The organism is Ureibacillus thermosphaericus (genome assembly GCF_012396605.1).
Taxonomy (GTDB): Bacteria; Bacillota; Bacilli; order Bacillales_A; family Planococcaceae; genus Ureibacillus; species Ureibacillus thermosphaericus.
In genome coordinates this window covers 23,487-46,846 of sequence record NZ_JAAXPW010000007.1, presented here as the reverse complement: position 1 = coordinate 46,846, position 23,360 = coordinate 23,487, and the positions used below count along the sequence as shown (strand labels likewise).

The 23,360-nt window shown below is 33.4% G+C and carries 27 protein-coding genes; 9 read left to right on the top strand and 18 right to left on the bottom strand.

What is annotated here, in order from left to right; genetic code table 11:
- Positions 1 to 147 precede the first annotated feature (147 nt).
- A complete protein-coding gene (locus HF990_RS04710) occupies positions 148 to 876 on the top strand; it encodes a glycosyltransferase family 2 protein (protein WP_016839060.1) in 729 nt (242 codons plus the stop codon).
- Entirely contained in the window at positions 866 to 1,561 is a 696-nt protein-coding gene (locus HF990_RS04705; protein ID WP_016839059.1) for a lysophospholipid acyltransferase family protein, read from the top strand. Before HF990_RS04710 ends, HF990_RS04705 begins: the two co-directional genes overlap by 11 nt.
- 163 nt (positions 1,562 to 1,724) lie before the next feature.
- On the opposite strand, the gene HF990_RS04700 is transcribed toward HF990_RS04705, so the two are convergent.
- A complete protein-coding gene (locus tag HF990_RS04700) occupies positions 1,725 to 2,225 on the bottom strand; it encodes a pyridoxamine 5'-phosphate oxidase family protein (protein ID WP_096550154.1) in 501 nt (166 codons plus the stop codon).
- A 197-nt stretch (positions 2,226 to 2,422) separates the two neighbouring features.
- Between HF990_RS04700 and HF990_RS04695 the strand changes: the two genes are divergently transcribed.
- Positions 2,423 to 2,650 (top strand): phosphate-starvation-inducible protein PsiE, encoded by a 228-nt coding sequence (locus HF990_RS04695; protein ID WP_096550153.1) that lies wholly within the window; start codon positions 2,423 to 2,425, stop codon positions 2,648 to 2,650.
- Positions 2,651 to 2,695: 45 nt separating this feature from the next.
- Here HF990_RS04695 and HF990_RS04690 read toward each other — a convergent pair whose 3' ends face one another.
- Positions 2,696 to 3,064, bottom strand: a complete 369-nt coding sequence (locus HF990_RS04690; protein WP_184656218.1) for a thioredoxin family protein — start codon at positions 3,062 to 3,064, stop codon at positions 2,696 to 2,698.
- 34 nt (positions 3,065 to 3,098) lie between these two features.
- On the opposite strand from HF990_RS04690, the gene HF990_RS04685 reads away from it, so the two are divergent.
- Positions 3,099 to 3,362 (top strand): YqhV family protein, encoded by a 264-nt coding sequence (locus tag HF990_RS04685; protein WP_409373609.1) that lies wholly within the window; start codon positions 3,099 to 3,101, stop codon positions 3,360 to 3,362.
- A 9-nt stretch (positions 3,363 to 3,371) separates the two neighbouring features.
- Here HF990_RS04685 and corA read toward each other — a convergent pair whose 3' ends face one another.
- From corA to HF990_RS04625, 12 genes are all read right to left on the bottom strand, one after another.
- Positions 3,372 to 4,322, bottom strand: coding sequence for a magnesium/cobalt transporter CorA (corA, locus tag HF990_RS04680; protein WP_096550151.1), 951 nt, complete (start codon positions 4,320 to 4,322; stop codon positions 3,372 to 3,374).
- A 39-nt stretch (positions 4,323 to 4,361) separates the two neighbouring features.
- Positions 4,362 to 4,538: a hypothetical protein gene (locus tag HF990_RS04675; protein WP_168412092.1), complete on the bottom strand. Its 177-nt coding sequence runs from the start codon at positions 4,536 to 4,538 to the stop codon at positions 4,362 to 4,364.
- A gap of 10 nt (positions 4,539 to 4,548) precedes the next feature.
- Entirely contained in the window at positions 4,549 to 5,706 is a 1,158-nt protein-coding gene (locus tag HF990_RS04670) for a Ger(x)C family spore germination protein (protein WP_168412091.1), read from the bottom strand.
- Positions 5,699 to 6,805: a GerAB/ArcD/ProY family transporter gene (locus HF990_RS04665; protein ID WP_168412090.1), complete on the bottom strand. Its 1,107-nt coding sequence runs from the start codon at positions 6,803 to 6,805 to the stop codon at positions 5,699 to 5,701. The genes HF990_RS04670 and HF990_RS04665 overlap by 8 nt, the downstream gene beginning before the upstream one ends.
- Positions 6,802 to 8,928, bottom strand: a complete 2,127-nt coding sequence (locus HF990_RS15050) for a spore germination protein (protein ID WP_247595835.1) — start codon at positions 8,926 to 8,928, stop codon at positions 6,802 to 6,804. Before HF990_RS15050 ends, HF990_RS04665 begins: the two co-directional genes overlap by 4 nt.
- A gap of 155 nt (positions 8,929 to 9,083) precedes the next feature.
- On the bottom strand, positions 9,084 to 10,052 hold the full coding sequence (locus tag HF990_RS04655) for a bile acid:sodium symporter family protein (protein WP_168412089.1): 969 nt from the start codon (positions 10,050 to 10,052) through the stop codon (positions 9,084 to 9,086).
- A 140-nt stretch (positions 10,053 to 10,192) separates the two neighbouring features.
- Positions 10,193 to 11,071: a LysR family transcriptional regulator gene (locus tag HF990_RS04650; RefSeq protein WP_016839043.1), complete on the bottom strand. Its 879-nt coding sequence runs from the start codon at positions 11,069 to 11,071 to the stop codon at positions 10,193 to 10,195.
- Positions 11,072 to 11,276: 205 nt separating this feature from the next.
- Complete coding sequence (locus HF990_RS15180; protein ID WP_016839041.1) at positions 11,277 to 12,590, bottom strand: globin-coupled sensor protein; 1,314 nt, start codon at positions 12,588 to 12,590, stop codon at positions 11,277 to 11,279.
- 332 nt (positions 12,591 to 12,922) lie between these two features.
- Positions 12,923 to 13,756: an SPL family radical SAM protein gene (locus HF990_RS04640; protein WP_168412088.1), complete on the bottom strand. Its 834-nt coding sequence runs from the start codon at positions 13,754 to 13,756 to the stop codon at positions 12,923 to 12,925.
- A gap of 267 nt (positions 13,757 to 14,023) precedes the next feature.
- The gene (locus HF990_RS04635; RefSeq protein ID WP_016839038.1) at positions 14,024 to 14,584 is read right to left on the bottom strand and encodes a DUF4256 domain-containing protein; all 561 of its coding nucleotides are present in this window, start codon (positions 14,582 to 14,584) and stop codon (positions 14,024 to 14,026) included.
- A gap of 175 nt (positions 14,585 to 14,759) precedes the next feature.
- Positions 14,760 to 15,623 (bottom strand): thermonuclease family protein, encoded by an 864-nt coding sequence (locus HF990_RS04630; protein WP_016839036.1) that lies wholly within the window; start codon positions 15,621 to 15,623, stop codon positions 14,760 to 14,762.
- Between the two features lie 301 nt (positions 15,624 to 15,924).
- Positions 15,925 to 16,500 (bottom strand): hypothetical protein, encoded by a 576-nt coding sequence (locus HF990_RS04625; RefSeq protein ID WP_016839034.1) that lies wholly within the window; start codon positions 16,498 to 16,500, stop codon positions 15,925 to 15,927.
- Positions 16,501 to 16,651: 151 nt separating this feature from the next.
- Here HF990_RS04625 and mscL point away from each other — a divergent pair, with 151 nt between their 5' ends.
- Positions 16,652 to 17,047, top strand: a complete 396-nt coding sequence (gene mscL, locus HF990_RS04620; protein ID WP_016839032.1) for a large conductance mechanosensitive channel protein MscL — start codon at positions 16,652 to 16,654, stop codon at positions 17,045 to 17,047.
- An 84-nt stretch (positions 17,048 to 17,131) separates the two neighbouring features.
- On the opposite strand, the gene HF990_RS04615 is transcribed toward mscL, so the two are convergent.
- Complete coding sequence (locus tag HF990_RS04615; protein WP_016839031.1) at positions 17,132 to 18,001, bottom strand: AraC family transcriptional regulator; 870 nt, start codon at positions 17,999 to 18,001, stop codon at positions 17,132 to 17,134.
- 246 nt (positions 18,002 to 18,247) lie between these two features.
- Positions 18,248 to 18,493 carry a PepSY domain-containing protein gene (locus HF990_RS04610; RefSeq protein ID WP_016839029.1) on the bottom strand — a complete coding sequence of 82 codons (246 nt, stop codon included), beginning with the start codon at positions 18,491 to 18,493 and terminating at the stop codon, positions 18,248 to 18,250.
- A 228-nt stretch (positions 18,494 to 18,721) separates the two neighbouring features.
- Between HF990_RS04610 and HF990_RS04605 the strand changes: the two genes are divergently transcribed.
- From HF990_RS04605 to HF990_RS04590, 4 genes are all read left to right on the top strand, one after another.
- Entirely contained in the window at positions 18,722 to 19,141 is a 420-nt protein-coding gene (locus HF990_RS04605) for an SRPBCC family protein (RefSeq protein ID WP_016839027.1), read from the top strand.
- Entirely contained in the window at positions 19,142 to 19,417 is a 276-nt protein-coding gene (locus HF990_RS04600; protein ID WP_168412087.1) for an ArsR/SmtB family transcription factor, read from the top strand.
- A gap of 253 nt (positions 19,418 to 19,670) precedes the next feature.
- Positions 19,671 to 20,162 (top strand): hypothetical protein, encoded by a 492-nt coding sequence (locus HF990_RS04595; protein WP_096550141.1) that lies wholly within the window; start codon positions 19,671 to 19,673, stop codon positions 20,160 to 20,162.
- 227 nt (positions 20,163 to 20,389) lie between these two features.
- Positions 20,390 to 20,740, top strand: a complete 351-nt coding sequence (locus HF990_RS04590; RefSeq protein ID WP_168412086.1) for a winged helix-turn-helix transcriptional regulator — start codon at positions 20,390 to 20,392, stop codon at positions 20,738 to 20,740.
- A gap of 156 nt (positions 20,741 to 20,896) precedes the next feature.
- Here the strand turns inward: HF990_RS04590 and HF990_RS04585 are convergent, their stop codons facing one another.
- Both HF990_RS04585 and HF990_RS04580 read right to left on the bottom strand, forming a co-directional pair.
- Positions 20,897 to 22,087 carry an MFS transporter gene (locus HF990_RS04585; protein WP_168412085.1) on the bottom strand — a complete coding sequence of 397 codons (1,191 nt, stop codon included), beginning with the start codon at positions 22,085 to 22,087 and terminating at the stop codon, positions 20,897 to 20,899.
- 628 nt (positions 22,088 to 22,715) lie between these two features.
- Complete coding sequence (locus HF990_RS04580; RefSeq protein ID WP_016839018.1) at positions 22,716 to 23,360, bottom strand: FMN-binding negative transcriptional regulator; 645 nt, start codon at positions 23,358 to 23,360, stop codon at positions 22,716 to 22,718.

Genomic DNA, 23,360 nt, shown 5'->3' with positions numbered 1-23,360 from the left:
GAAATTCAAACTTATGAATATACATGAATATAAGATTTTTTATGAACTTGGAAAACTAATATTAGAATCCATATATTTAAAAATTTCTACTTCAAATTTGCTGAAAGATTTGAAGTCAACATAACGGTTTAGAAAGGAAGGGACGATATGAATAAAGTCTGCGTTATCATTCCCGCCTTGAATCCAACTCATGATTTAATCGATTATATATACGATTTAAAAAGTCATAATGTTTCACAGATTGTCGTAATTAACGATGGAAGTATGACTAGTTGCAATGCAATATTTCATCAAATTGGATTAATACAAAATTGCACCGTGCTGACTCATGAAAAAAATAAGGGCAAAGGTCGTGCATTAAAAACCGCATTTCAATACGTTTTGAAGCACTGTCATGTGGACGGGGTGATAACTGCTGACGCAGATGGTCAACATTCCATTGAAGATGTCATCAACATTGCTGAATTACTCAGTGATGTTCAAGATGCCATTCTTCTTGGCGTCCGAAATTTTGACCAAAAAAATGTCCCGATTAGAAGTTATATTGGAAATAAAATTACTAGTTATTTATTTACAGCATTATTTCAAATTCATCTTCAAGATACGCAAACAGGCCTTCGTGGCATTCCTATAAAAATACTTCCTTCACTCCTTGCTTTAGAAGGAGAACGTTACGAATATGAAATGAACATGTTAATTGCTGCCGCCAAAAAGAAAATTCCTATCAAGCAAATCCCTATTCAAACTATATACATCAACAAAAATAGAAGCTCTTATTATCACCCTATAAAAGATTCTTTAAAAATTTTTACAATGATTATTTCTGGAATTTTTGCAAATAAGAAGCTGGATGAAGGTGAAGAACATGGTATCTAATTTTTACGGTAAGTTCTTCCTAATCTCTCAATGGATTATTCGTCAAATATACCCTACCTATAAAGTAGAAATTCCTGAAAATACTCAAGAGCCTGTTGTTTATATTTCACACCATCAAAATCTTTTTAATCCATTTATTATATATTTATGGTTTCCGAAAAGTTTGCGAACTTGGATTTTACATGTTTTTTTAGACCGTAAATCATGCTATCAACAATATGTGGACTACACATTTACAAAAAGAATGGGAATGAATAAAACAATCGCAAAACTATGTGCATATCCCCTTTCATTTATTATTTCTAACCTGTTGAAATCCGGCAAAGGCATTCCTGTGTATAGAGGATCTAGAAAAATAGTAAATACGTTTCAACTTTCTGTGGAAGCGTTGAAAAGAGGCGAAAGCATCGTCATTTATCCAACGATTGACTACACGAATACTTCCAACGAAACAAAGGCAATGTATGAAGGATACCTATATATTGAAAAATATTATTTTAAAGAAACTGGCCAACACGTTCGTTTTGTACCTTTACACGTAAGCAAAAAAAATCGACTGATTATTGCTGATGAGCCAATTTCATTTCAAGAAAATGAACATTTTTCAGAGGGTCAAAAAAGAATCGAACATTATATTCAAAACAAATTATATGAATTAGCCAAAAAGTGTGGGGATATAGAATAAAATACATAAAATAAATATTCTTTTCAAATAGCTCTTTAAGGAAGGCTATAAATTCGAAAAAGCCGTAAACATTTTACAATCGTAAAATGTCTGCGGCTATTTTTTCGAATGAAACGAATTGCGATTAGCCCTCAATCGGTTTCATGCAAGTTAATCACAACTACTAATGACTTAAAGCTTCACTTAATTTTCCTGTAATATTTTCAATGTCTACTTCAAATACTTCAGTTTTTGGCAAAGCAGGATAACCACCTTTTTCAAATTGCCAATGTGGATCGCCATATTTTTTCCAAAGGCAATCATAAAACCATTCTTTCTTTTGTTCATCTTCAATTCGATGAATCTTCCCAAATAATACGACGCTTGTATAAGCTAAAGCCGATTGACAAGCGTATTTCTTTCCAGGAACGATAGCTCCCATTTCACAAACTTCAATACTTACCCGCGGATTCTTTTTAACATTTTCCCAAAAATGACTTTCTCTTAAATTGCCTATATGCAAGTACAATTTTTTCCCTTCTTCATAAACAAAAACAAACGGAATGACATAAGGATAGCCGTCTTCTCCTACTGTTGCAACATGAGCAACTTTCGCTTCCCGCAAAAAAGCTAATGCATCATCAACTGAAATTTCTCTTTTTTTGTTGTTTATAATTCCTCTCACTTCTCCCAACTCCTTTCTACAAATATATATTCTAAATACTTCTTTAAAACCCTTTTAAAATAGCAAAATTTTTATCATGGATAAAACTAGTGCACCAATTCCATTAAAATTCCATTTTTCAAATATATTTCAATATCCAAAAAAGTATAATATTATGGTACTATGAACTATAGGAAAGATTTTAGGGGGGAATAAAAATGGGTAGCAAAGCATTGAATACAAATGCCAAAATTACACCTGAACGCGTAGATGAAGCATTAGACATTCGTGACCGTTTAATTATCGAATTGTTAGTAAGCGTACTTGACGAAAAACAAGTTATTGAACGCCATATTTTAAAAGAGCGCCTTGCTAACTTAATTCAACTTTCCGATCACGATGATGAATTAAAAGAAACAATACATGCGCTTGTGAACAAGCTATAAAAAGGAAAAGGAGACGTCAAATTGGAACGCCTCCTTTTTTCTTTACTATTTTTCTTCATACAATTGCACAATTTTATTTAATTTTTCTTTTAAAATATCCATGTGCACAAATCTTGCTTCTCGAATAGATTCTTTTCCTTCTACAAAAAACAGTAGTACAGGCACTGTAAATATCGAAAAGCGTCCTGCTGTTTCCTCCACTTCATCTACTTTTATATACCCAAAAGCGATTCTAGGATAATTTTTTAACATTTCCTCTACCCGAGGAAGTAGTGCATGACAACCCCCGCAATTCATTCGTGAAAAGTAAAGAAAAGTGAGTGGGTTTCTTTCAATAAAAGAATTAATTTCATCCAACGTAGATAGCTCAATCATAATCTCACCAATTGTTAATAATATTTCTTGGCCAAGCATATCATTTTCCAAGAAACAGTGGAAGGATGACGAATTGGAAAGTGCACTTCTTTATATGGTGTTATTAAGATATTTATCTGGAAGTATCGAATTATCAATTGCCACACTGATGTGGAGGTCCAATGATTTAGAAAAAGCATTGATGCTCAATTCAATGTTAGCGTTAGTTGGTCCAACTATCTTAATAGTGACAACTGGAATAGGAATTAGCGGACTTTCTGAAAAAATTTCTTTCTTAAAAATGCTTTGTCTATTTTCAGGCATCGTGCTCATTATTATCGGCATGAAAATGAAATAATTCAGGATATTATCTGAACCAGCCTTTTCTTTTAAACCACAAGAGCATCGATATTCCAATGAGAAACATGATAAAAAGAATTACAAAATAACCATATTTCCAAGATAATTCAGGAATGTTTTTGAAGTTCATCCCATAAATACCTGCAATAAATGTTAATGGGGCAAAAATAGATGTAATAATTGTCAGTAGTTTCATGACATTATTGGTTTGATGTGCATTTAAGGAAATATAACTGTCACGAATATCTGCCGTTACTTCTCGATTAGACATGACCATTTCGGATAATTTTAATAGATGGTCATGAATATTTGAAAAGTATTCTCTTCTCTCGTCAATTTGATTTAAATTCAAATGATGAGAGTTTAACATGCGATATAATAAATCCCTCATAGGATTGACAGAATGCAACAACTGTAAAAGCATATTTCTAGCTTCCATCAAGCTATTCATCGGTTGAATGCCTGTTTGTATAATAATTTTCTCAAGTTCATCTTCTATTTTATAGATAATAGGAAAATAATGATCGACAATTTTATCTAATAATTCATAAAATACATAATACGGATCCCATTGTTCGATTGAAGTTTGAGCAAGCAATTCACTCCATACTTTTGTAACTTCTACAGAAGGATGTTTGTGAAAGGTAACAATAAACGATTCTCCTACAAAAAAATCTAGCTCCTCTTTAATTAGTCTACCGTTTTCTTCACGAACTGTATGAGTAACGAAAAAGGTGTAATGATTAAAATAATCTAATTTCGGCCTTTGAAGATCTTGTACACAGTCTTCTATTGCTAAAGGATGAAAGTGGAAGGTATTTGATAAATGCTTCATTTCTTCTTCTGTCGGTTCGCTAAAATCTACCCAAAACCATTTATAACTGGTAATGTCAATATTATTTATTGAATCTCCTTTTTCTAAATGGTTATCTTTTGTAATGCCTATATAGTAAATCATGAAATGCTCCTTTTCTTCCGAAATTCCGATGAGCAATTTCTAATTATCTTGCAGTTCTTCATTATTTCCTTTTAACCGTTCCTCTTGTTTCCAAGGTGGATCCATTACAATATGAATTTTTTCATTAATTTTGTACACAGTAAAAGGAACTAAAAATGCGAAAACTGTGCAAACAATTACATATGTTGAAGGTAAATGCTCGATAATAAATTTCATGTGCATCACCTCATTTAGATGTTGTTTTATTAATGCTTCCTGGTTCCTCGATTACGATTTTCACTTCACAATCGATATCACTTTTTGAGAAATAATTTTTCCCATTATCCCATTCATCTTGTACTTCCTTCCATATTTTTGGATAATAACGGTTTAAATACTCCCCCAATCCCATGGCATCTGTTTGAAAATCATTTTGCAGTTTATTAATTGTATTCTTAACCATTTCTTCAATTTTCTCGCTCGTTTTTTTATAAAACTTATTTAACACTTCATATTCCTTTAAATTTTCCCAACCAGACTGGTCTGCAATTGCTCCCTTAATTTGAATTTTGATAGAGAATTGTAAGTTATTTGGATCATTATTGGTTAGAGTAATTTTTCTTTTTATCGTAAGAATTTCAATCGTCATTGGCCCACCATCGATTTCTGTATTAATGGAACCATTATTTTTTAAACCTCTAATATAACTTAACGCTTTCGCATCATCTCCTTTCAATACTCCTACCATCCGCTCTTCTTTACCGTTATAAATAGCTATTCCTTCATAATCAATGACTGTGGAACTAATTTTTTTTAGGTATGGTAAAGGGAAACTTGTCTCTTCATATAGTTTTTCATCGATATCTCCAATTCTCACCAAATCAGTAACATCCAATCTTTTTTTATTTTCTAATAAATTTTTTATATATTCTGCTGGTATTTTTTCATGTTCCGCTTCAACATATAGTAAGTCTTCTGCTAACCCATTTGTAACCGCTAACTTAATGCCTCTACGCATGCGTTTTTCACGAAAAAATACATCAAAATGTTCTTTAAAACGCCCTGGTTGTTTCATGATATCTTCAGAAACTAGAATCACACCTAAATGGGTTGAATCTATTGAACGACTTGCCTGTTTTGCTAAATCTAAATTAATTTCATAAATGGTCTTTCCAGTGCTCGAAAGGTTCCGATAGGCTTTTCCACCACCCCCAGCATTTGCAGCAACGGTTGCCATATTTTCAGGAACAACAAGTTGTTGGGTTAATTTGACTTCAGTTTTGTCTGCTGCATCTATAGCCATTCCAAATATAAAAGCTCTTTCTTCAATTTCAATTTGATCCCAGCAAGCTGCCAAAATTAAAGTACACATCACCAAAATTAGCATCGCATTCAATTTATTCACTTGAATTCCCACCTTTAATCTTGAATGCAATCCCTAAAAGTATGGTAACTAATAGAAAATATATAATTGTAAAATGGCCAAGGAGGCGATTAAAAGAGACTACATCTAAGTAACTTTTCGGAACCATGCTTGTAAAATATATAATTGGTGACAACATGATTACTGCATTTATCTTTTTGAAATTTCTAAAAACCATTCTAAGTGTCATGACTGTCACATCTAAAGCCATCGTAGCTGTCGTAAAAAAAATGATTGTCCAAAACAAAAAAAGAAACGCATCAAACCGCTCAAAAAAACCTCCAGGAATTTCAACCGTTCTTGACAAATCGAAGGTCGGAAAGAACATATTCCTCATCGTCGTATTTCCAAAAACCCCAACACATACAAGGTAAATAACCAAATTGAAACCCATTGTTACCAATACTCCATAAGCAGTCATTTTGGGCGTATTTCGCGGATTTTTTACAAGTCCAATATAAAAAAAGACAATTGCAAATCCTAACATATTAACGACGCTAAAATATGTCCCTTTCAAATACCCCTCAAAGTCCGTTTGAAATAACGGAAGAAATCCTTCCCAATCTATTAACCCTATCGAAAGAAAAATTACTAAAAATAATCCAACTACTAAAATCGGAAAAAATAACACGTTTAAACGGAAAATACCGGCCTGAGAACCAGATACCGCATAAATAACAACGAACAAAAATGTTAATGAAATAATTTCTTGAGGCGTATGGTCAAACAAATATTGGTGTGAAAGGGCCGCTAATTCCCTAACATAAAAAACTGTTGTCATAAAAAATTGTAATGAAAATATTAATGTCATCACGATTGCAACAGGTTTCGATAGTAAATAAGACGTATAAGTTAAAAACGATTGATTCGGAAAGGATGAAGCAATTTTTGCAATAAACCATCCACAAAGACTCGCTATGATGCCGCCAAGTAAGACAGTTATCCAACCATCGGAAGAATTTGTTACTTCTGCAACTACTCTCGGAGAAGTTAACGTTAATACTCCAATAATATTTGTAATCACTGTTATTAAAATATCTCTATCACTAACAATTCCTTGATAATCAGGCGACCGATTCATTGTCGTTGACCCCCACTATTTACTTTTTGATCATCTATTGGCTCTAAATAGGGTGGGCGCTTTTTAAGCGTCATAATTGGCGCGCGAATAAAGGTGTTTTTCAAAGCGTCTATGAAATAAGGGGCAAATGGTCCAGAGTAAGGTGTACCCATACTTTTTAAATTAACAATATGAATACAAATCATAATAAGCACTAAGATAATCCCATATAACCCAAATATGGATGCCGCGATGACAAAAATGAATCTCAAAATACGTAAACCAATGGACATGCTATAATTCGGTATAGTAAACGAACTCATAGCAGTTAGAGAAGTAACAATTACTAATGCGGGACCCACGATTCCTGCACTTACTGCAACATCTCCAATCACAATACCTCCAACAATACCTACTGTTTGACCTATTACTTTTGGAAGCCGTATACTCGCTTCTTGCAAGATTTCAAAAGTTACCGCCATTAATAGAACTTCTACAATCGCTGGAAGCGGTCCCCCTTCTCTAGTGGCTGCAATCGAGATTGTTAATTGTGTTGGCAGCATTCCAGGATGGAAAGAGATTAATGCAACATATAAACCAGGTAAAAATAATGCAATAAACATTGAAAAATATCTTAACAATCTCATCGATGTAGCAATAATCCATCTTTGACTAAAATCTTCAATCGTTAAAAAAGCATCAACAAATGAAATAGGAGCAATCAAAGCAAAAGGACTTCCATCGACTAGTATGGCAACTTTTCCTTGCATAAGATTGTAAGACACTCGATCAGGTCTTTCCGTATCCAGTAATTGCGGAAATGGAGATAGAAAGCTATCTTCAATCCATTGTTCGATAACTCCAGAATCTGGTGCAAAGTCTATATCAATTGTTTTAAGTCTTCGATTGACCTCATCTAAAATGTCTGGGTTAACGATTCCTTCCACATAACAAACGGCAATTTTTTGCTTAGAACGCCTTCCAACTTCATGCATTTTAAAACGTAAGTTAGGGTCCTTTAATTCTCGCCTGATTAATGTTAAATTTGTTTCAATACTTTCAATAAAAGCTAAGCGTGGCCCTCGAATAAGCGCCTCCGACTGCGGTTCATCAAGGGCACGTTTCTCGGAACCGGCAGTCCCCATATCTAGAGCCGTCATTTTTCCATCTATTAAAAAAATGGATCTCCCTGATAACAGTGCGTGTACCACTTGTTCAAGGGTATTAACTCTTTTTGTTTCTGTAACAGCGATAATTTCTTGATAAATTTGATCAAGTATGTCCCCATTAAATTCATTTGTTTTCCTCTGAAGAGTTTTTAAAATATTGTCATTTATAATATTTGTGTTTGATAATCCACTGAGATATAAAATACTACAATGAATTTTTTGTTTTTTTTGTTTGGCTTTTTCTAAAGGTCGTTCATCTATAATGTTTAGTTGATTTATCTTGCTATCATTATTCTCTGGATCGCTTAAAGTTTGAATAGGCAAGTTCCCGTCATCATGTCCACTTCGACTGCTCGGACAATCTCCTTGTTCATTTTCATGATTGTCGTTAAAAGTTTCTAGCGTTAATTCACGAATCACTAAATCATCCGGATTCCCTAATAACCTTCTAATGAATTCAATATTATTATTCATTTTTTTATATATGGGCACGTGTATTTCCATTGATACATTCTGGTTGTTGGTTTGTGTTGCATTTGAATTCGCATTGCCGTTTTGTTTAAGAGATGGACTTTGGTTTTGTGATGTTTTTTGGTTCTGCGATTGAACATTGTCTTGAGACTGGTTATGGTTTTGTGTTTGAGTTTGGTTTTGTAACTGATGATTTTTTAGATGGCATTGGCACTGAATACTTTGTTGAAACTGTATATTTTGATTTGATTGAATACTGCTTTGAGTATGTTGATAATCTTGACTATGTTGCGATCCAACATTTTCATTATTTAAATTGTTTCGTGTTCCTTGTATATGTTGAGCCTTTTGATTTTGCTGAAACTGAGGGTTACATTGACACTGTTGCACATTTATTTCTTGTTGAATACCATTTATGTCATTTTGTGTATGTTGAGTATTTATGCTATTTTGATGCTTGTTTGTTGAATTTTTTCTAGGCACTTTTCGATAAAATCGTCTCATACATATACTCCCACTAATAGCATTTACCATTAATGTGGTTCATTTATTTGTTTTTATACCATCTACTGTTACCTTTATTAATTTTTTGCATGAATAAAAAGACTGCTCAAAGCATGTATCACTTTGAACAGTCTCCCAATTAACCATTTGTTTGCTTAACTTTTCACTTCATTTCCAACATTCAGATTAAACTTCTCTCGATATTTCTCCAACCCTTTACTAAATTGTGATGCCAATACTTGTTGGAACAGCATACCAAATACAACGGGAAGCACTACTCTTGATGGAAAATATGTACTGGCCACAACAACACCAACCGCTATGTTGCGCATTCCTCCTGTAAAAACAAAAGTTGTAATCAAATCGATTCTTCTCCATAAAAAATGTCCAATAATCAGACAAAAGGTATAGCCGGATAAAGATACAACTAAAACTAATAGAATAATTCCAACTATATCCCACGAGATATTTTTTAAATAGGGTGCAATGACACTACTATTGATAAACACGATGAGGAATATACTGACTTTCTGAAAAGGAGCGAAAGTTCGGGATAATTTTTTGACAAACTCACTTTTTCCCCACTCATTCATCAACATGCCAAGCATGGATGGAAATGCAATCATCCAAAGTAAATCGATCATGATAGACGTGGTGTCAATCGCTACTATTTGTCCCGCAGCCAATTTAGCTATGAGCGGTATGATGAGGGGAGAAAGTATTGTATCAATTAATATAATGGATAAGCCAAGTGGAATATTTCCTTTACAAATGTTAATCCAAATAAAACTTGTCACACCTGTTGGAACTGCTACTGACAAAATAAAACCAACCGTTAATAAATGATCATTCATTATTAGCGCTGACAATACGTAAGCCCAAAACGGCATTAATACATGTAAAAACAAAATCGTAATGAAAATGAACTTTGGATATTTTTTTAAAGTTTTTAATCCTTCAAAGTTGATGCTAAGACTCCCAGCAAAAGTCATAAAAGCAAATATCCAAGGAACTAGGAAAAGCAAATGCCCACCGACTTTTTCAAATATCACCCCTATAATTAGACTTAATGGCGTCAAAATAGGCATTAACTTTTGCAAGTATGCGTTAAAACGGTGTAACATTTAGCAAAGCCTTCTTTCATTAGATGTCTTTATATTTTATCAAATTTTAAATAAGGGAAATTCCTGTTTCAAATAAATTCATACCGCCTGAACTTCTTATGCTGAAAATAAAAAAGCAGTACAAATCATGATTTGTACTACTATTGATTGAAATGCCCATGCATAAATCGCTTATTTTCTTCAATTGTTTCTATAAATTTTTCCATACTTGATGTTAAATACGAATCAGCCCTTCTTATAAAAACTGTTTTTACTTTACTATATTTTTCAGGTAAATTATAACAGCGAATTTCTCCGCTTTGTTCTAAATGAGCAACGGCGGATTTCGGTACGAATGAAACACCAAGCCCCATAGCTACACTTCGTAAAATCGTTTCCAGGGTTCCAAATTCCATGATTTTTTGTGGTGTGATGTTCTGATCCTTGTACCACTGTTCTAGACGTGCACGATATCCACAACCATTGCTAAAACATAAGATTGGTTCATCTTTTAATTCTTCCATCATCAGTTCCCGATTATCTGAAATTAATACTAACTCTTCATCAAATACATCATACGTCTCCAATTCAGGATGAAAATCCGACTTCGTGACAAATGCCCCATCCAATTTATGATTTAATACTTCTTCTTCTAAACTGTCCGTTACCCCTGTAAAAAGAGATAACTCCACATTTTTATATTTCTTTATATAATAAGAAAGTATTACGGGTAAATGATAAACTGTTTCGACTGTACCAATCTCTAACTTTCCAGAAGGTTCGTCATGATTTTGGACAGCCTTTTTCATTTCAGCTGTTAACCTTAATATTTTTTCACTGTAAGATAATAGTTTTTTTCCTTCCGGTGTTAAGGTCATCCCTCGACGATGACGATGAAATAAGGGGGTATTCAGGTCCGCCTCAAGTTTTTGTATACGAGATGTAATGTTCGATTGAACATAATTTAATTCCTTTGCTACTTCGGTAACTGTCCCTTTCTCCGCCACTAACTGGAAAATCTCCAAATCCTTTAATTCCACTTTTAAACCTCCTAGAAATTCCTATTAACTATTATACTATCAAAAATAATGATAATAATCTTCCTTTTCACGCAATATTTTTGATGTTAATTAAAGGCGATTTTTTGAAAGGCAAATTATTCATATTGCAAATAAAAAATGATCATCGAATTGATGATCATTTTACAAACAGTATATTAAATTTACTTATCCCGCCCGATGCTCTCTATAGATTAACAGTTTTTTCATATAATTCTCTTGCTTGATTAGCAACCTTTAAAGTATATTGATTGATATTATCTATGGTTTCAACGAGAGTTTCTAAGTCATTACCAACCGTTTCAATCTGCTTTTTATTTTCTTGCAGTGCATTTTCAATTTGATTAAATGTCTTTTTCACTTTTATTCCACTTTCTAACCCGGTTGTTACCGTTTCTCGAATAGTCCGAGTTGTAGAAACTGTATTTTCCGTAATTTTAGATGTATTTTCTATAATCTCAGTAATTTGTTTTACTGATTCTTTAGACTGGTTCGCTAATTTTCGTACTTCTTCTGCTACAACCGCAAAACCTTTTCCGTGTTCTCCAGCTCTTGCAGCCTCAATTGCTGCATTTAACGCTAAAAGATTTGTTTGGTCAGCAATTTGGGTAACGATGGATATAATGTTATTGATTTTTTCAGAAGATTTTTGTTGTTCTAAAACAAGATCTTCCATTTCTTTTGTTCTCTCTGAAATGGATACGATTTTTTCCTCCAAATGTTCCATTAAAATATTTCCACCGCTAGTATTCTTCTCCATTTCTTTTACTTGACCAATATAACTTTTAGTATCGTTTTTAATTTCTAATGAATAATCGATAATTTCTTTGATGGAATTTGTTGTCTCCTCTGACAATTGCGCTAAATTTTTCATAATGAGGGAAAGATTATTTTTTAATTCATCTTTCACTTGATTATGCTGTAATTCGATATATTGTTTTTTCTCTTTTTCATACTCTTCTAAAACTATTTGTGTTTCAAAATTTATAAGTTTTATACTTAGAACTGTTGCTTTTTCGATACTTTCTTTTGACCAATTACTTCGATTGATAATGTTAATAATTGAATTTAAGATATTTTGAAAAGCCCCGATATACCATTTCGGCAATAAGCCAATTTTTAAATGTACTTGGGCAATGCGCATTCTTTTCTGAATAAATTCTTCATTTATTTTTCCAGAAAACATTTCTAATATATGTACACTAAGGGTCTTTTTCAATCGTTCCACTGTACTATGTTGATTAATAATACTCTTTAGTTGTGGAATGGAGCTTAATGCATCATAGAAAGTGTCTACTATTTCTTCAATTGATTTTTCAATGTATGGTTTAATACAAGTTAATAAGTTTAAATCTTCTTCTGTTAAATGAATCAATTTTAATTGTGCATAAACGTCTGAATCTCTACTAATTTCCAGTAAATTTTCCTGTTGGCTGTTCACTCCAATCCATTTAGGCTCTTCGTAATTAGGATTTTTACTGATTCTTCTAAAAATGGCCAACTCTACCCCTCCTTTTTAACCAATTGACACTACAACGCACCATTATATTTTCCCCATTCCCCTTATAACAAACAGGAAGATAATTTGAATATAAATTACTTTTTTCTTATTATCATACTATCGTTTTTTTATAAATCATGTCTTTATAATCGAAATATCCATAGAAAAATTTATCAAAAACAAAAATATAGACAATATTAACTATTATTTTAAAACATTCATAATAGTTTTTGTTAATTTTAGGAATAATAGTAATGAAATGTTTGTGACAATTTATCTATCCAACAGAACATACCGACTATTATTTCTCATGTACTTTCTAAAACGAATATTTATTTTAAAAAAGCTTCTTGTTTAGAAACCCGAATCATTTCGTTTGGAAAATATCGCTTAAAATATTCCGCCACTTTTATATGTAAATCTTGTTTGTACCATTCTGAAAAATGATTTTCTACAAAAAGATCTGGCATTTTTAATCGCAACGAACGTTTCCCGTCCGCACCGTCGCCAATTGTTAATGTATCAATCCAAATATAATCCACTTTATCTTTTAACCTTTTTGGGAATTCATGAGTAAATGGTAATACAGGGGAGACGGCAGCTTGTGTTGTAATATTAGCATCATGCAATTTTTTTAGAACCTCTAATCTCTTGTTAATACTTGGGGCATAAGGAGCAAAAATTTGTTTCACATCCTCTCGATCAGTTTCAATTGTCAGTGAAACAATCAGCTTACATTTTTCTTTCAGTTCAACAAGTAAATCTTTATCTCTTTCTATTAAAGTACCTCTCGTTTGTATGACCAATACATCAGGTGGGTATTCCAGCATCTCTTCCAATACTCCCCTTGTAATTTGAACTTTCCTTTCTAAGGGTTGATAAGGATCTGTTGCAGAGGACATATAAATATTTACTGGTTGTTGTTTTCGACGAAGGCTTTTCATCTCTTTTCGATAATTTTCCCTTGCATTCTTTTTTATATCAATCCATTGTCCCCATGGAATCCCTTTAAACCTTTGGATTGGCAATTCTCGAACATAACAATACCGGCAAGCGAAAGCACAACCACTATAGGGATTTAAAGAATGAGTAAAACCGATATCTAAATATCCCGTCGCTTCAGTTAAAATCTTTTTTGAGTTTATTTCTTTTAATTGGATAGCCATTATCGTCTACTCCTTCCGTAAACTTTCAAACGACGTAATGTTACTGTTATTCTGCGAATTGCTCAAAAAATCAATGAAGGAGGGCACATTCAGTGTAGCCATTCTTCTTCTGGCCCATATTCTTAGACAGTCTAAAGCTTTACAAATGACAATTGATATAGGAAAATAATTTCCAACATACATCGTTAAATAAAATGTTATAACGATGAAAAAATCGAAAGAACTTAGGATTATCCTAATCTCTTTCGATTGAATACTGCGAATTGATTATACCTTTAATAATCCACGAAATCCTCTTGAGCTGTAATAAGAATCTGCTCCGTTGTGGTAAACAAAAACGTGGCCATAGCGATAATCACAAAATAAAGCTCCACCCCGTTCTCGGATATCTGCCGGCGTCTTTATCCAACTGGAAGTTTTTGTATCAAACGGCTCTAACTTTTGCAGTTCTCGATATTGTTCTTCCGTTAGTATTTCAATTCCCATTTCTTTTGCCATATCCATGGCGCTATTTTCTGGTTTATGCTTTTTCCTAGCTTCTAATGCCTCTCGATCGTAGCACAAGCTTCTGCGTCCTTTAGGACTTTCTTTCGAACAATCACAAAAAAGATATTCTCCTGTCTTCTCATCAAACCCGATGACATCTGGTTCGCCCTCCGTTTTTTCCATTTCATGTAACGACCATAGCTTCATAGGATTTGCTTCAAGCTTTTGTTGAATTTGATTCCAGTCAAGCCCTTCATGGCGATGCATATTTTTTTCAAACCGTTCTTTCAATACGTTAAACAATTCTTCTTTTTGCTCCTCGGTTAATTCGCGTTTTTCCATTTAGAACCTCCTCTATATTTCCTCTTTGCAATTCAAAGGTCTCAACAAGCATCATCTTCGTTTTACTTTTCTATTTTACCCCTTTTAAAAGGATATAGTCTGATATCATTTAAAAAAGCAATTGAGATAAAAAAATGCCTCTACAAAATAGTAGAAGCAAAAATTATTCTGACGTTTATCTTTGACTTGGTCTGAATCCTGCTTGTTCAGCTTCTTCTCGACTGCAGAAGTATCGCTCACCTTTTGAAAGATCGATTTTGGTCACATCATAAAATTGTTGACCCGGCATATGGTAAATTTTTTCACCATTTGATGAAATATTTCCTTTGATATTACAATCTCCTGAGGTGTTTAAATTTGGTTGATTATTTGTTTTTTCATTATTCCCCACATGTTCTTCTATTACTTCTTTATGAAATCCATCTTCTTGTGCATAGTTTTCAATGCTCCAAATACCAATCCCTTTCTTTTGAGCCTCTTTTTGAATTTCATAGTATCGGTCTACATATTTTGTATTCGGTACATAGACGTAAGCAACCCTTGCTAGTCCATTTCTTAACAATTCTTCTTGAACACTTTTCCCATCAACATAAACGTAATATAAAAGGCGACCGTATTTATCCCTTTCACTCACATCTTTTTCAAGTTGAACAGTTTTGCCTTCTAACATCTTTTTCGTAAAGGCTTTTGCCTCTTGGCCAAAGGGTTGTTCACCGAGCCGTGGATGGTTTGTTTCCGGTGTATCTACAAGTAAAAATCTTACGGATTCTACTTTTCCATTAATCTTTACTTTAATAGTATCTCCGTCCACAACTGATACGACTTCCGCATCGAATGTTTTAATATCCGCTGGCAGCTCAGAGTTTACCGGAATTTGTTGTTCTTCATTAGGGTTAACATCTGTCGATTTATCCGCTCGATCCTCAATTAGATTATCCTCTAGTTCTTTTTCATCTAAATAATCTGCACCTTCACTGGCACAACCAAATAACATCACGATGGAAAGTAAAACATATAGTAGGAACATTCTTTTTTTCAATGTTGCTCTCTCCTTTGTTGCATTGGCATATACATTTTTCTACAATACTTCATTAGTATATAAAATATTTAACTGTTATTGTAACAATTACAAATAAAGTTTTTTCTTTGCAATATAATTATTGAATTTATCGATTCCAACATATTAAATTAATAAATTTTTGTAAAATGCATTTACAAAGAATCAATAAATTAGAGAGTATAATTGACTTTCATAACTCACTACAACAGACTATATTATAAATAATAAACTCCATTATGAACTTATTAGTTTCATAATGGAGTTATTAAAATTTAACTTCTTAAATAATATTTGAAATTACATAGGAAAAGATAAATGTAAAGAATACGATTGCAAGTACAATGCCTAAAACAATTGCTACAAGTACAGATTTCCAAGTGTAGCCCTTCAATTCCTTTACTGAAGAATAATCAATTTTTCGATTGTGGATAAGCAGCGAAACATTTGCTGTTATCAATAGTAAAATTGTGATTCCAACAAACATTCCAATCATATCTGGCTTGAGAAAATTCACTGTAGAATTCCAATTCATATAAGATTGTAGGAATGCGATACAACCTATTATCAAATAAACAATGTTTTTTAATTTGCTCTGCTTATACCATTCATCACCTAGTTTTTCTTTTTCATAGATCGCTACTTTTTCATAAATTGGAATGATTGACTTTGTAGACCCGCCTTTTTTCATCCGAACACCCGCATGAATGAAACATAGTATCCCTAGTACAAGAAGAATATGGGCAATGTTCATTGAAAAAAATATCATTAAATAAAAAAGTATAAGGCATGATAACAAAATGACATTTGTAACGGCTAATTGCTTCATTCTTAAATTTTTGATTTCATTTCCATTCATTTCTCCCACCCCTCAGGTATTTAAGTGTTCTATGGAAAATATTTCTATATTTATTATACACAATCTGTTAATTCCTGAGAACTTAAGTGGTTTATGAAATAATATTTAAGGGAATAGGTTAACGAAATGCATTAATATTGGAGGCTATTTTATGTGGAAAGAATTTAAAGAATTCGCTATGAAAGGAAATGTAATTGATCTTGCCATTGCGGTCGTGATTGGGGCTGCATTTGGACAAATTGTTTCTTCTCTAGTGGACAACATTATCATGCCGCTTGTCGGCATTCTTACAGGAGGAATAGATTTTACGAAGTCATTTATATGGCAAGTGGGAGATGCAACTGTTTCCTTTGGAATATTCCTTCAAAGTGTTATTGACTTCTTAATCATTTCTTTTGCCATATTTATGTTTATTCGAATCATAAATAAGATAGCAAAAAAGAAAAAAGAAGAAGCTGTGGAAGAAAGCGCACCTGAGTTAGATACGAAGGAAGAGTTATTAAAGGAAATTCGCGACTTATTAAAAGCCCAAAATACAAATAATTAAAGTTTGTAGTGATTGGGTAAAAAAATAGGCATAACATATTTTCTTAAATATGTTACGCCTATTTCTTTTACTCATCCTATTAATTTAACTTCCCTTTTTCTTTACAGCAAACCAAATCTCACTATACACATTGTTCATATCACTTAAATCGCCTGTAAAGGAAATGTTGGGAGCTTCTACTAATTCATAATCCGATGAAGGTAGCCATTCTGAAGCAACTTTCGCCCAAGTCTCTTGCATGACGTTTGGAAATGGCCCTTTTGATGAAAAAATCGCCCAAGTAAGTGCAGGAACTTCAACGACATCAAATTCTTCAAAATCTAAGTTTTTTGTAGTTAAGTAGCCAATCATATGATCAAGGCTTCCTTTTTCCTCCATACATCCATCATCTAAATTATAAGATGCGTTTACGACTTGGAATGGTTCCATATTGGCATAGCTTCTTAATTTTTCCCTTTGTTCTGGGGTAATGCTCTTTGCTAATTCTACTATTTCTTGATTAATTCCTTTAAATTGAATGGGAACTCTTTTTTTCTTTCCTACAATTTTAAAGGATTCCTTTTTCTCGATTCTATAATCCATATCGATTCCTCCCTTTATGGTTAATTGGAAGGAGAGCTTTGGAAATGCTTTTAGCTTCGTTGATTTTTTTACTTCAGACGGACTAATACCTGCCCATTCTTTAAAAGCACGAGAAAATCCGTCTACCGATTCATATCCATATTTAAATGCGGCTTCCGTGACACTCATTCCCTCATTTTGCAAATCAAAGGTAGCGTTAGATAATTTTCTATTTCGAATATATTCACCTAGAGTCATTCCTGAAAGAAATGAAAAAATACGTCTAAAATGATAAATCGAAGTCCCTGTAATTTTCTCTATCTCCCTTTCATCTATTTCGTCATTCAAGTGAGCTTCAATATATTCTAACGCTTCATTAAGACTTTTTAGCATTTTCCTCCCTCCTTCAGTTTTTAGTTTAGTATCTGACTCATTTTCGTACCCGATATTCTTAGAATGACTTTTATCGGATAATGATGAAATGAACTGGATTCGAATCACGAATAGTCTTTTATTATTCCGAAAAACACTTTTTCAGATTATAACCTATACAATAAACCATCCATACTATTCAATACAGCTTGAAAATAAAAAACGAAATAAGCCGTAGTAGCCTATTTCGTAAATGATGAAAAATCATTAATCATAATCATTTTCTTGATCGATTTTGATGATTCGCCCATTTCTTGCGAGAATCTCCACTTCAAAAATTTGTCCCTGTTCTGTCATAATAAAAACTTCATAAACTAAAACACCATTTTCTAAGTCCATATCGATATGCATTACTCTTCCGGGTACGGCTTGAAGGGCGATTTGTTGAGCTTGTTGCATTGTTACCCTTTGATTAAACCTAGATCCTTGACCATATGAAGAGTACTGATTCAAAAAGTAGTCCTCCCTTTATGTTTATTGCTTGTTTAACGGTTTGACCCGTTAAATCTAACTGGTTTATGTATATGCATGCATAAATAGTCGGGTTCCTGGACTATTCTTTTAGCAAAATCATCTTAAACATTTAAAAGATGCATTTGACATGTAACCAAAAGGTTTTATATAATGCAAAAAAACGAAACCAAATGGTTTTATATTAACTGAAAGAAAGTGGGATTTTTAATGGAAAAAACATTGCCAAATATTCAACAAACAGTCATTATTAACGCACCTATCCAAAAAGTGTGGGAACAAGTATCGACTGCAGAAGGCATTGCAGCATGGTTCATGCCAAATGATTTTATAGCAGAAGTTGGTCATGAATTCCATTTGCAATCTCCTTTTGGTCCTTCTCCTTGTAAAGTAACCGAAATTGAGCCACCACATCGTCTTTCTTTTACATGGGATACAGAGGGTTGGTTTGTTACCTTTAATTTAAAAGAGTTAGGTGAAAAAACTGAATTCACACTTATTCATGGTGGTTGGAAAGAGTCTGACGAACTAATTAAAAAAGCGAATGAAAAAGCTTCTGTAGTTCGCGAGAGAATGAATGGTGGCTGGATTACAATTCTTGAAACGCTTCGCAAAACTTTGGAGAACTAAGTGAGCGCTTCTCAACAAAAACACGACGTATTCCATGCAATTGCTGACCCAACCCGTAGAGAAATCTTGAAGCTACTTTCTGAAAAGGAATTAGCAATTTCAGAGATTACATCCCACTTTCCCATTAGTCGCACAGCCATTTCCAAACATTTACGGATTCTTACAGAAGCAGAACTGGTTAGTGGGAGAAAAGTAGGTAGAGAAAAAATATATTGGCTTCATCCGGAGCCGTTGAAAGAATTAAAACACTGGCTTGCTTTTTATGAAAAGTTTTAGGAAAACAAACTTACAACATTAAAACATGTTGTGGAAAACTCGGAAGATTCGGAAATCAAATTAATAAAATCTGAAACACAAAAAGACCCGAAAACATAAATTCGGGTCTTTGTAAGTTTTATCCAAAGTCTTTTTACATCTTTCCAACATATAATGATTTAAATCCAAAAAGCTTTTCTCAATTTACATTATCCAAAGGCAATGTGTAATCAATTATAACTGGTATTCCCCCATAATTTTATTGGAGGTTTCTATGACAAATTTTTATTCATTCAGTGGAACTGTTACTGCCATTAGCGATTTTTTTACAGGTCAACGTGATGAAATTGAGGGCTGCAATAAATTGTTTACCGTTGAAAATGACGATGGTTTAATTGTTCATTTTATTGTTTCCCCTTCAACTTACTTCATTGATCAAGAAACAGTCAAAATTGGGGATAAGGTGACTGGTTATTATGATGGAGACTTACCCGCCATCCTCATTTACCCACCTCGATATCAAACGATTGTAATGGTAAAAGAGTATCCGAATCGAAACGTTAAAGTAAGTTATTTTAATCATCAACTATTAAGCAGTGATGGCCAATTACAATTACATTTAACCCCTTCTACTCCCATATTGTTAACAAATGGTCAGTTCTTTTCAAAATATCCTGGAAACCGCGATTTAGTCGTGATCTATGGTCCAACAACTCGTAGCATCCCTGCACAAACTACTCCATATCGAATCATCGTTTTATGTTAAACTTACTATTTCTCCATGATGACAATCCCCAATCGTTAGAAGATCTTCTTACAATTGGGGATATTACTTATTTCACCAATTATGCGTTCTATCGTATTTAAGCACTCCTCTAGAACCCCTCTTTCAAATTTCTGTTCACAATGCTAATATAGTCAGTAAAGTAAAAAAAAGAAGTACAAACTAAAAAGCATCATAATTGACAAAAAGATACTAAAGGGGTAATTAGAATGAATATAGAACCAGATCTTTGTCGTGTTGAAGATGCTTTAGGCATATTAGTCGGAAAATGGAAACCCATTATCTTATTGCATTTATTGAAGAATGGTACTCAAAGATTTAGTGATTTAAAACGAAGTATACCTGGAATTACACAAAAAATGCTGACCAATCAATTACGTGAGTTAGAAAACGAGGATATTATTCAGCGTGTTGTCTATCCACAGGTTCCTCCTAAAGTGGAATATTCGATTACCGAGTACGGCCGGAGCTTAGAACCAATCTTACACGCAATGCACGAATGGGGAACAAACCATATCCAGCATAAAAAACAAAAAATGAATGAATCGATGAGTAAATAAATACTGAAAACACCCAGTTTCTTCACTAGATAGCTGGGTGTTTTCAAAAAATAAAAGAAAGAATCATTCACATTCTGGTTCAATATCCAATTATTTTAACCTTCATTTCAACCTGCAATAAAATGACTTGCTTAAACGACGGTCTGCTTCTCACCACTATCTTGTGCTTTCCCCTTGAATGTGTAATGTGTTAACACTTCTTTTTGCGGTTGCTGCAAATTGAAAAATCATCATTATTAGAACAATCACTATCATTCCAACTACTGCAGAAGTAAAGCTGTTCGTTGCGTCATAAATCCAACCGAGAATAATAGGACCTAATGCACCAATTACATAACCAGCAGATTGTATCATGGCCGACCAAGAGGCTGCTTCATGAGCGTTATCTGTAGCATCAATTGGCAAAAGAAGATTTAAAGGAAACAATCCGCCTGCTCCAATACCTATCAATGCAGAAGCTAGCAACGGTTCAATATTTAGCACGAGTAAAATAAATCCAACAAGTTCTATTATGGATTCTACAATCAACCAGAAACGACGGGAGTGAAACCTTCTTAACAAAATTGGAAGCACTAGGCTAACTGGTATTTGCACGACTACGAAAATTGTTAATGCGATTGCGGCGTAATCTTTCGTGTACCCCATTCCTTGGATGATTTGAGGTAGCCATGCCGTAATTGAGTAAAATAGCATACCCATCAGACCAAAGGACAATGTAAGAATCCATGCTTTACCGTTCCCCCACGGCAATTGAACTTTTGTTCCAGAAGTAGCAGTGTGAGCTGATTTTTTGACTTGTTGATTTACAAATAACCACCAGATAACTGCAGCTACAAATGCTATAATTGCCCAAAATGCAAGGGAAGTTTGCCAGGAGTTAAAGCTATTCTCTAGCGATGTAGAGAGTGCAGAACTAATTGCTGCCCCCAAAGTCAGAGCTACGGTATATACTGAAACCATAAAAGGTACTTGATTAGGAAAATGCTCTTTAATGAAACCAGCCAACAGTGGACCTATCAAAGCGATACCGATACCTGCAATTATAGCTGTTGTTACTAGAAATGATACAGAATCTGTGAACAAACGAATAACAGTACCAACTCCAATAATTAAAAGCGATAAGCCGATTACCCGTTCAATTCCCCATTTTCCCCCAGCTTTCACGGCGATTGGAGAAAAAAGACCCATACAAAGCACTGGAATGGCAGTCAACAAACTTGCGACAGCTGCACTCATTCCAAGATCTGTTCTAATGCTCTCTAGTAAAGGGGCGATTGAGTTAATAGCTGGACGTAGATTTAGCGAAGCCATAAATAAAGCGATAATTAATAAGACACTTTTTTTCATCTAATATCCCAACTTTCTTTATGCTTTAATTAGATTCATTCAAAAAAGTACCGTTTCTATAATCTTCACATACTTGTTGAATATCTTCTTATTCATAACGAATGGGCTCCTGCCAAAAACAAGTTCACCATGTCGTTCCCAAGGACCCGATTCGATAATCTTTTGTTGCAAGTTTTGTTTTAAATCCCTCCATTAAATTGTTTTGTTCAACGAAATCCATTATGCCAATGAAGTATGAAAGTGATAAGTAGGCACTTTAATGTGGTTTAGTTTCTTTGAAGATACTATTGGAGATGTAGCAAGGTTAAGACTATAAAATTTAATATTTACTTCCCTCTTTTCTCCGTTCTGGCTTGTATCAAATATTCTGTTAATGTTATTAAATTCTTCCATTTAATTAATAGAAAAGAAGTTGATACTTAACTGGCTTAAATATAATAAAAAAGGAGAATCCTTCTTTTACTTTTGTACATGATGAATGTAATGGATATCCTGAAAGTTTTTTAAAACCTAAAAAAATATAAACCCATGAAATTTTGCAATGTGCAAAACTTCATGGGCTATTTTTCTATTTAGGAGGATTTTGTCCCAGCTCCTCCTCAATTTCTATTCTAATATTCTCATCTTGTTATTCAGATTTTCCTAACTCGCCTTTTTTATTTTTTATTCTTCTTTTCATTACTTTTGCCATTTGTTTAGAGCTTAAATCGCCTTCGCATTCCAATTTTTCAATGATGTTCAGATAATCCTCTTCATTTCGGTTTTGACTTAATTTATAGGCAGCTTGCAATTCTTGAATTTTAATTTTTATTCCAACAATTCCTTTGATTTGTTTTTTTGTTTGAGCAGAAAGATTTTCCCATAATACAGGATTGTTACGATGCCCTTCATATTTTTTTAATAATAAAATAAGATCTTCTTCTAACTCAGTTTCGTTCATAATACTAGCTTTTCCATAAACATGGACAGCTTGATAATTCCAAGTTGGTACATTTTCATGGCTATACCAAGATGATGAGATATATGCGTGTGGACCTTGGTAAATTACAAGCACGTTTTCATTTTGTGATTCAAAGCTTTTCCATTGAGGGTTGTTGATAGCTAAATGTCCCGTTATATAATAATCATCCCCTTGCTTTCGCAACTCCAACGGTAAATGAGTAGCAATTGGTTTATTTTCAAATGTCGAAACAATCGTGCCGAAGGAGTTTTTCTGAATAAAATCAATAATTTCGTCTATATCCGTCACCCTAAAATATTTCGGTATATACAT

Bases quoted from the DNA above. Each gene is read 5' to 3' on its own strand.
- HF990_RS04625 (WP_016839034.1), bottom strand. From the start codon at position 16,500: ATGAATGGAAATGAAATCAAAAATTTAAGAATGAAGCAATTAGCCGTT.
- HF990_RS04695 (WP_096550153.1), top strand. From the start codon at position 2,423: ATGGGTAGCAAAGCATTGAATACAAATGCCAAAATTACACCTGAACGC.
- HF990_RS04590 (WP_168412086.1), top strand. From the start codon at position 20,390: ATGAATATAGAACCAGATCTTTGTCGTGTTGAAGATGCTTTAGGCATA.
- HF990_RS04710 (WP_016839060.1), top strand. From the start codon at position 148: ATGAATAAAGTCTGCGTTATCATTCCCGCCTTGAATCCAACTCATGAT.
- HF990_RS04675 (WP_168412092.1), bottom strand. From the start codon at position 4,538: ATGAAATTTATTATCGAGCATTTACCTTCAACATATGTAATTGTTTGC.
- mscL (WP_016839032.1), top strand. From the start codon at position 16,652: ATGTGGAAAGAATTTAAAGAATTCGCTATGAAAGGAAATGTAATTGAT.
- HF990_RS04580 (WP_016839018.1), bottom strand. From the start codon at position 23,360: ATGTATATACCGAAATATTTTAGGGTGACGGATATAGACGAAATTATT.
- HF990_RS04705 (WP_016839059.1), top strand. From the start codon at position 866: ATGGTATCTAATTTTTACGGTAAGTTCTTCCTAATCTCTCAATGGATT.
- HF990_RS04605 (WP_016839027.1), top strand. From the start codon at position 18,722: ATGGAAAAAACATTGCCAAATATTCAACAAACAGTCATTATTAACGCA.
- corA (WP_096550151.1), bottom strand. From the start codon at position 4,322: ATGATTTACTATATAGGCATTACAAAAGATAACCATTTAGAAAAAGGA.
- HF990_RS04635 (WP_016839038.1), bottom strand. From the start codon at position 14,584: ATGGAAAAACGCGAATTAACCGAGGAGCAAAAAGAAGAATTGTTTAAC.
- HF990_RS04585 (WP_168412085.1), bottom strand. From the start codon at position 22,087: ATGAAAAAAAGTGTCTTATTAATTATCGCTTTATTTATGGCTTCGCTA.
- HF990_RS04665 (WP_168412090.1), bottom strand. From the start codon at position 6,805: ATGAATCGGTCGCCTGATTATCAAGGAATTGTTAGTGATAGAGATATT.
- HF990_RS04615 (WP_016839031.1), bottom strand. From the start codon at position 18,001: ATGCTAAAAAGTCTTAATGAAGCGTTAGAATATATTGAAGCTCACTTG.
- HF990_RS04595 (WP_096550141.1), top strand. From the start codon at position 19,671: ATGACAAATTTTTATTCATTCAGTGGAACTGTTACTGCCATTAGCGAT.
- HF990_RS15050 (WP_247595835.1), bottom strand. From the start codon at position 8,928: ATGAGACGATTTTATCGAAAAGTGCCTAGAAAAAATTCAACAAACAAG.
- HF990_RS04655 (WP_168412089.1), bottom strand. From the start codon at position 10,052: ATGTTACACCGTTTTAACGCATACTTGCAAAAGTTAATGCCTATTTTG.
- HF990_RS04690 (WP_184656218.1), bottom strand. From the start codon at position 3,064: ATGCTTGGCCAAGAAATATTATTAACAATTGGTGAGATTATGATTGAG.
- HF990_RS04640 (WP_168412088.1), bottom strand. From the start codon at position 13,756: ATGGCTATCCAATTAAAAGAAATAAACTCAAAAAAGATTTTAACTGAA.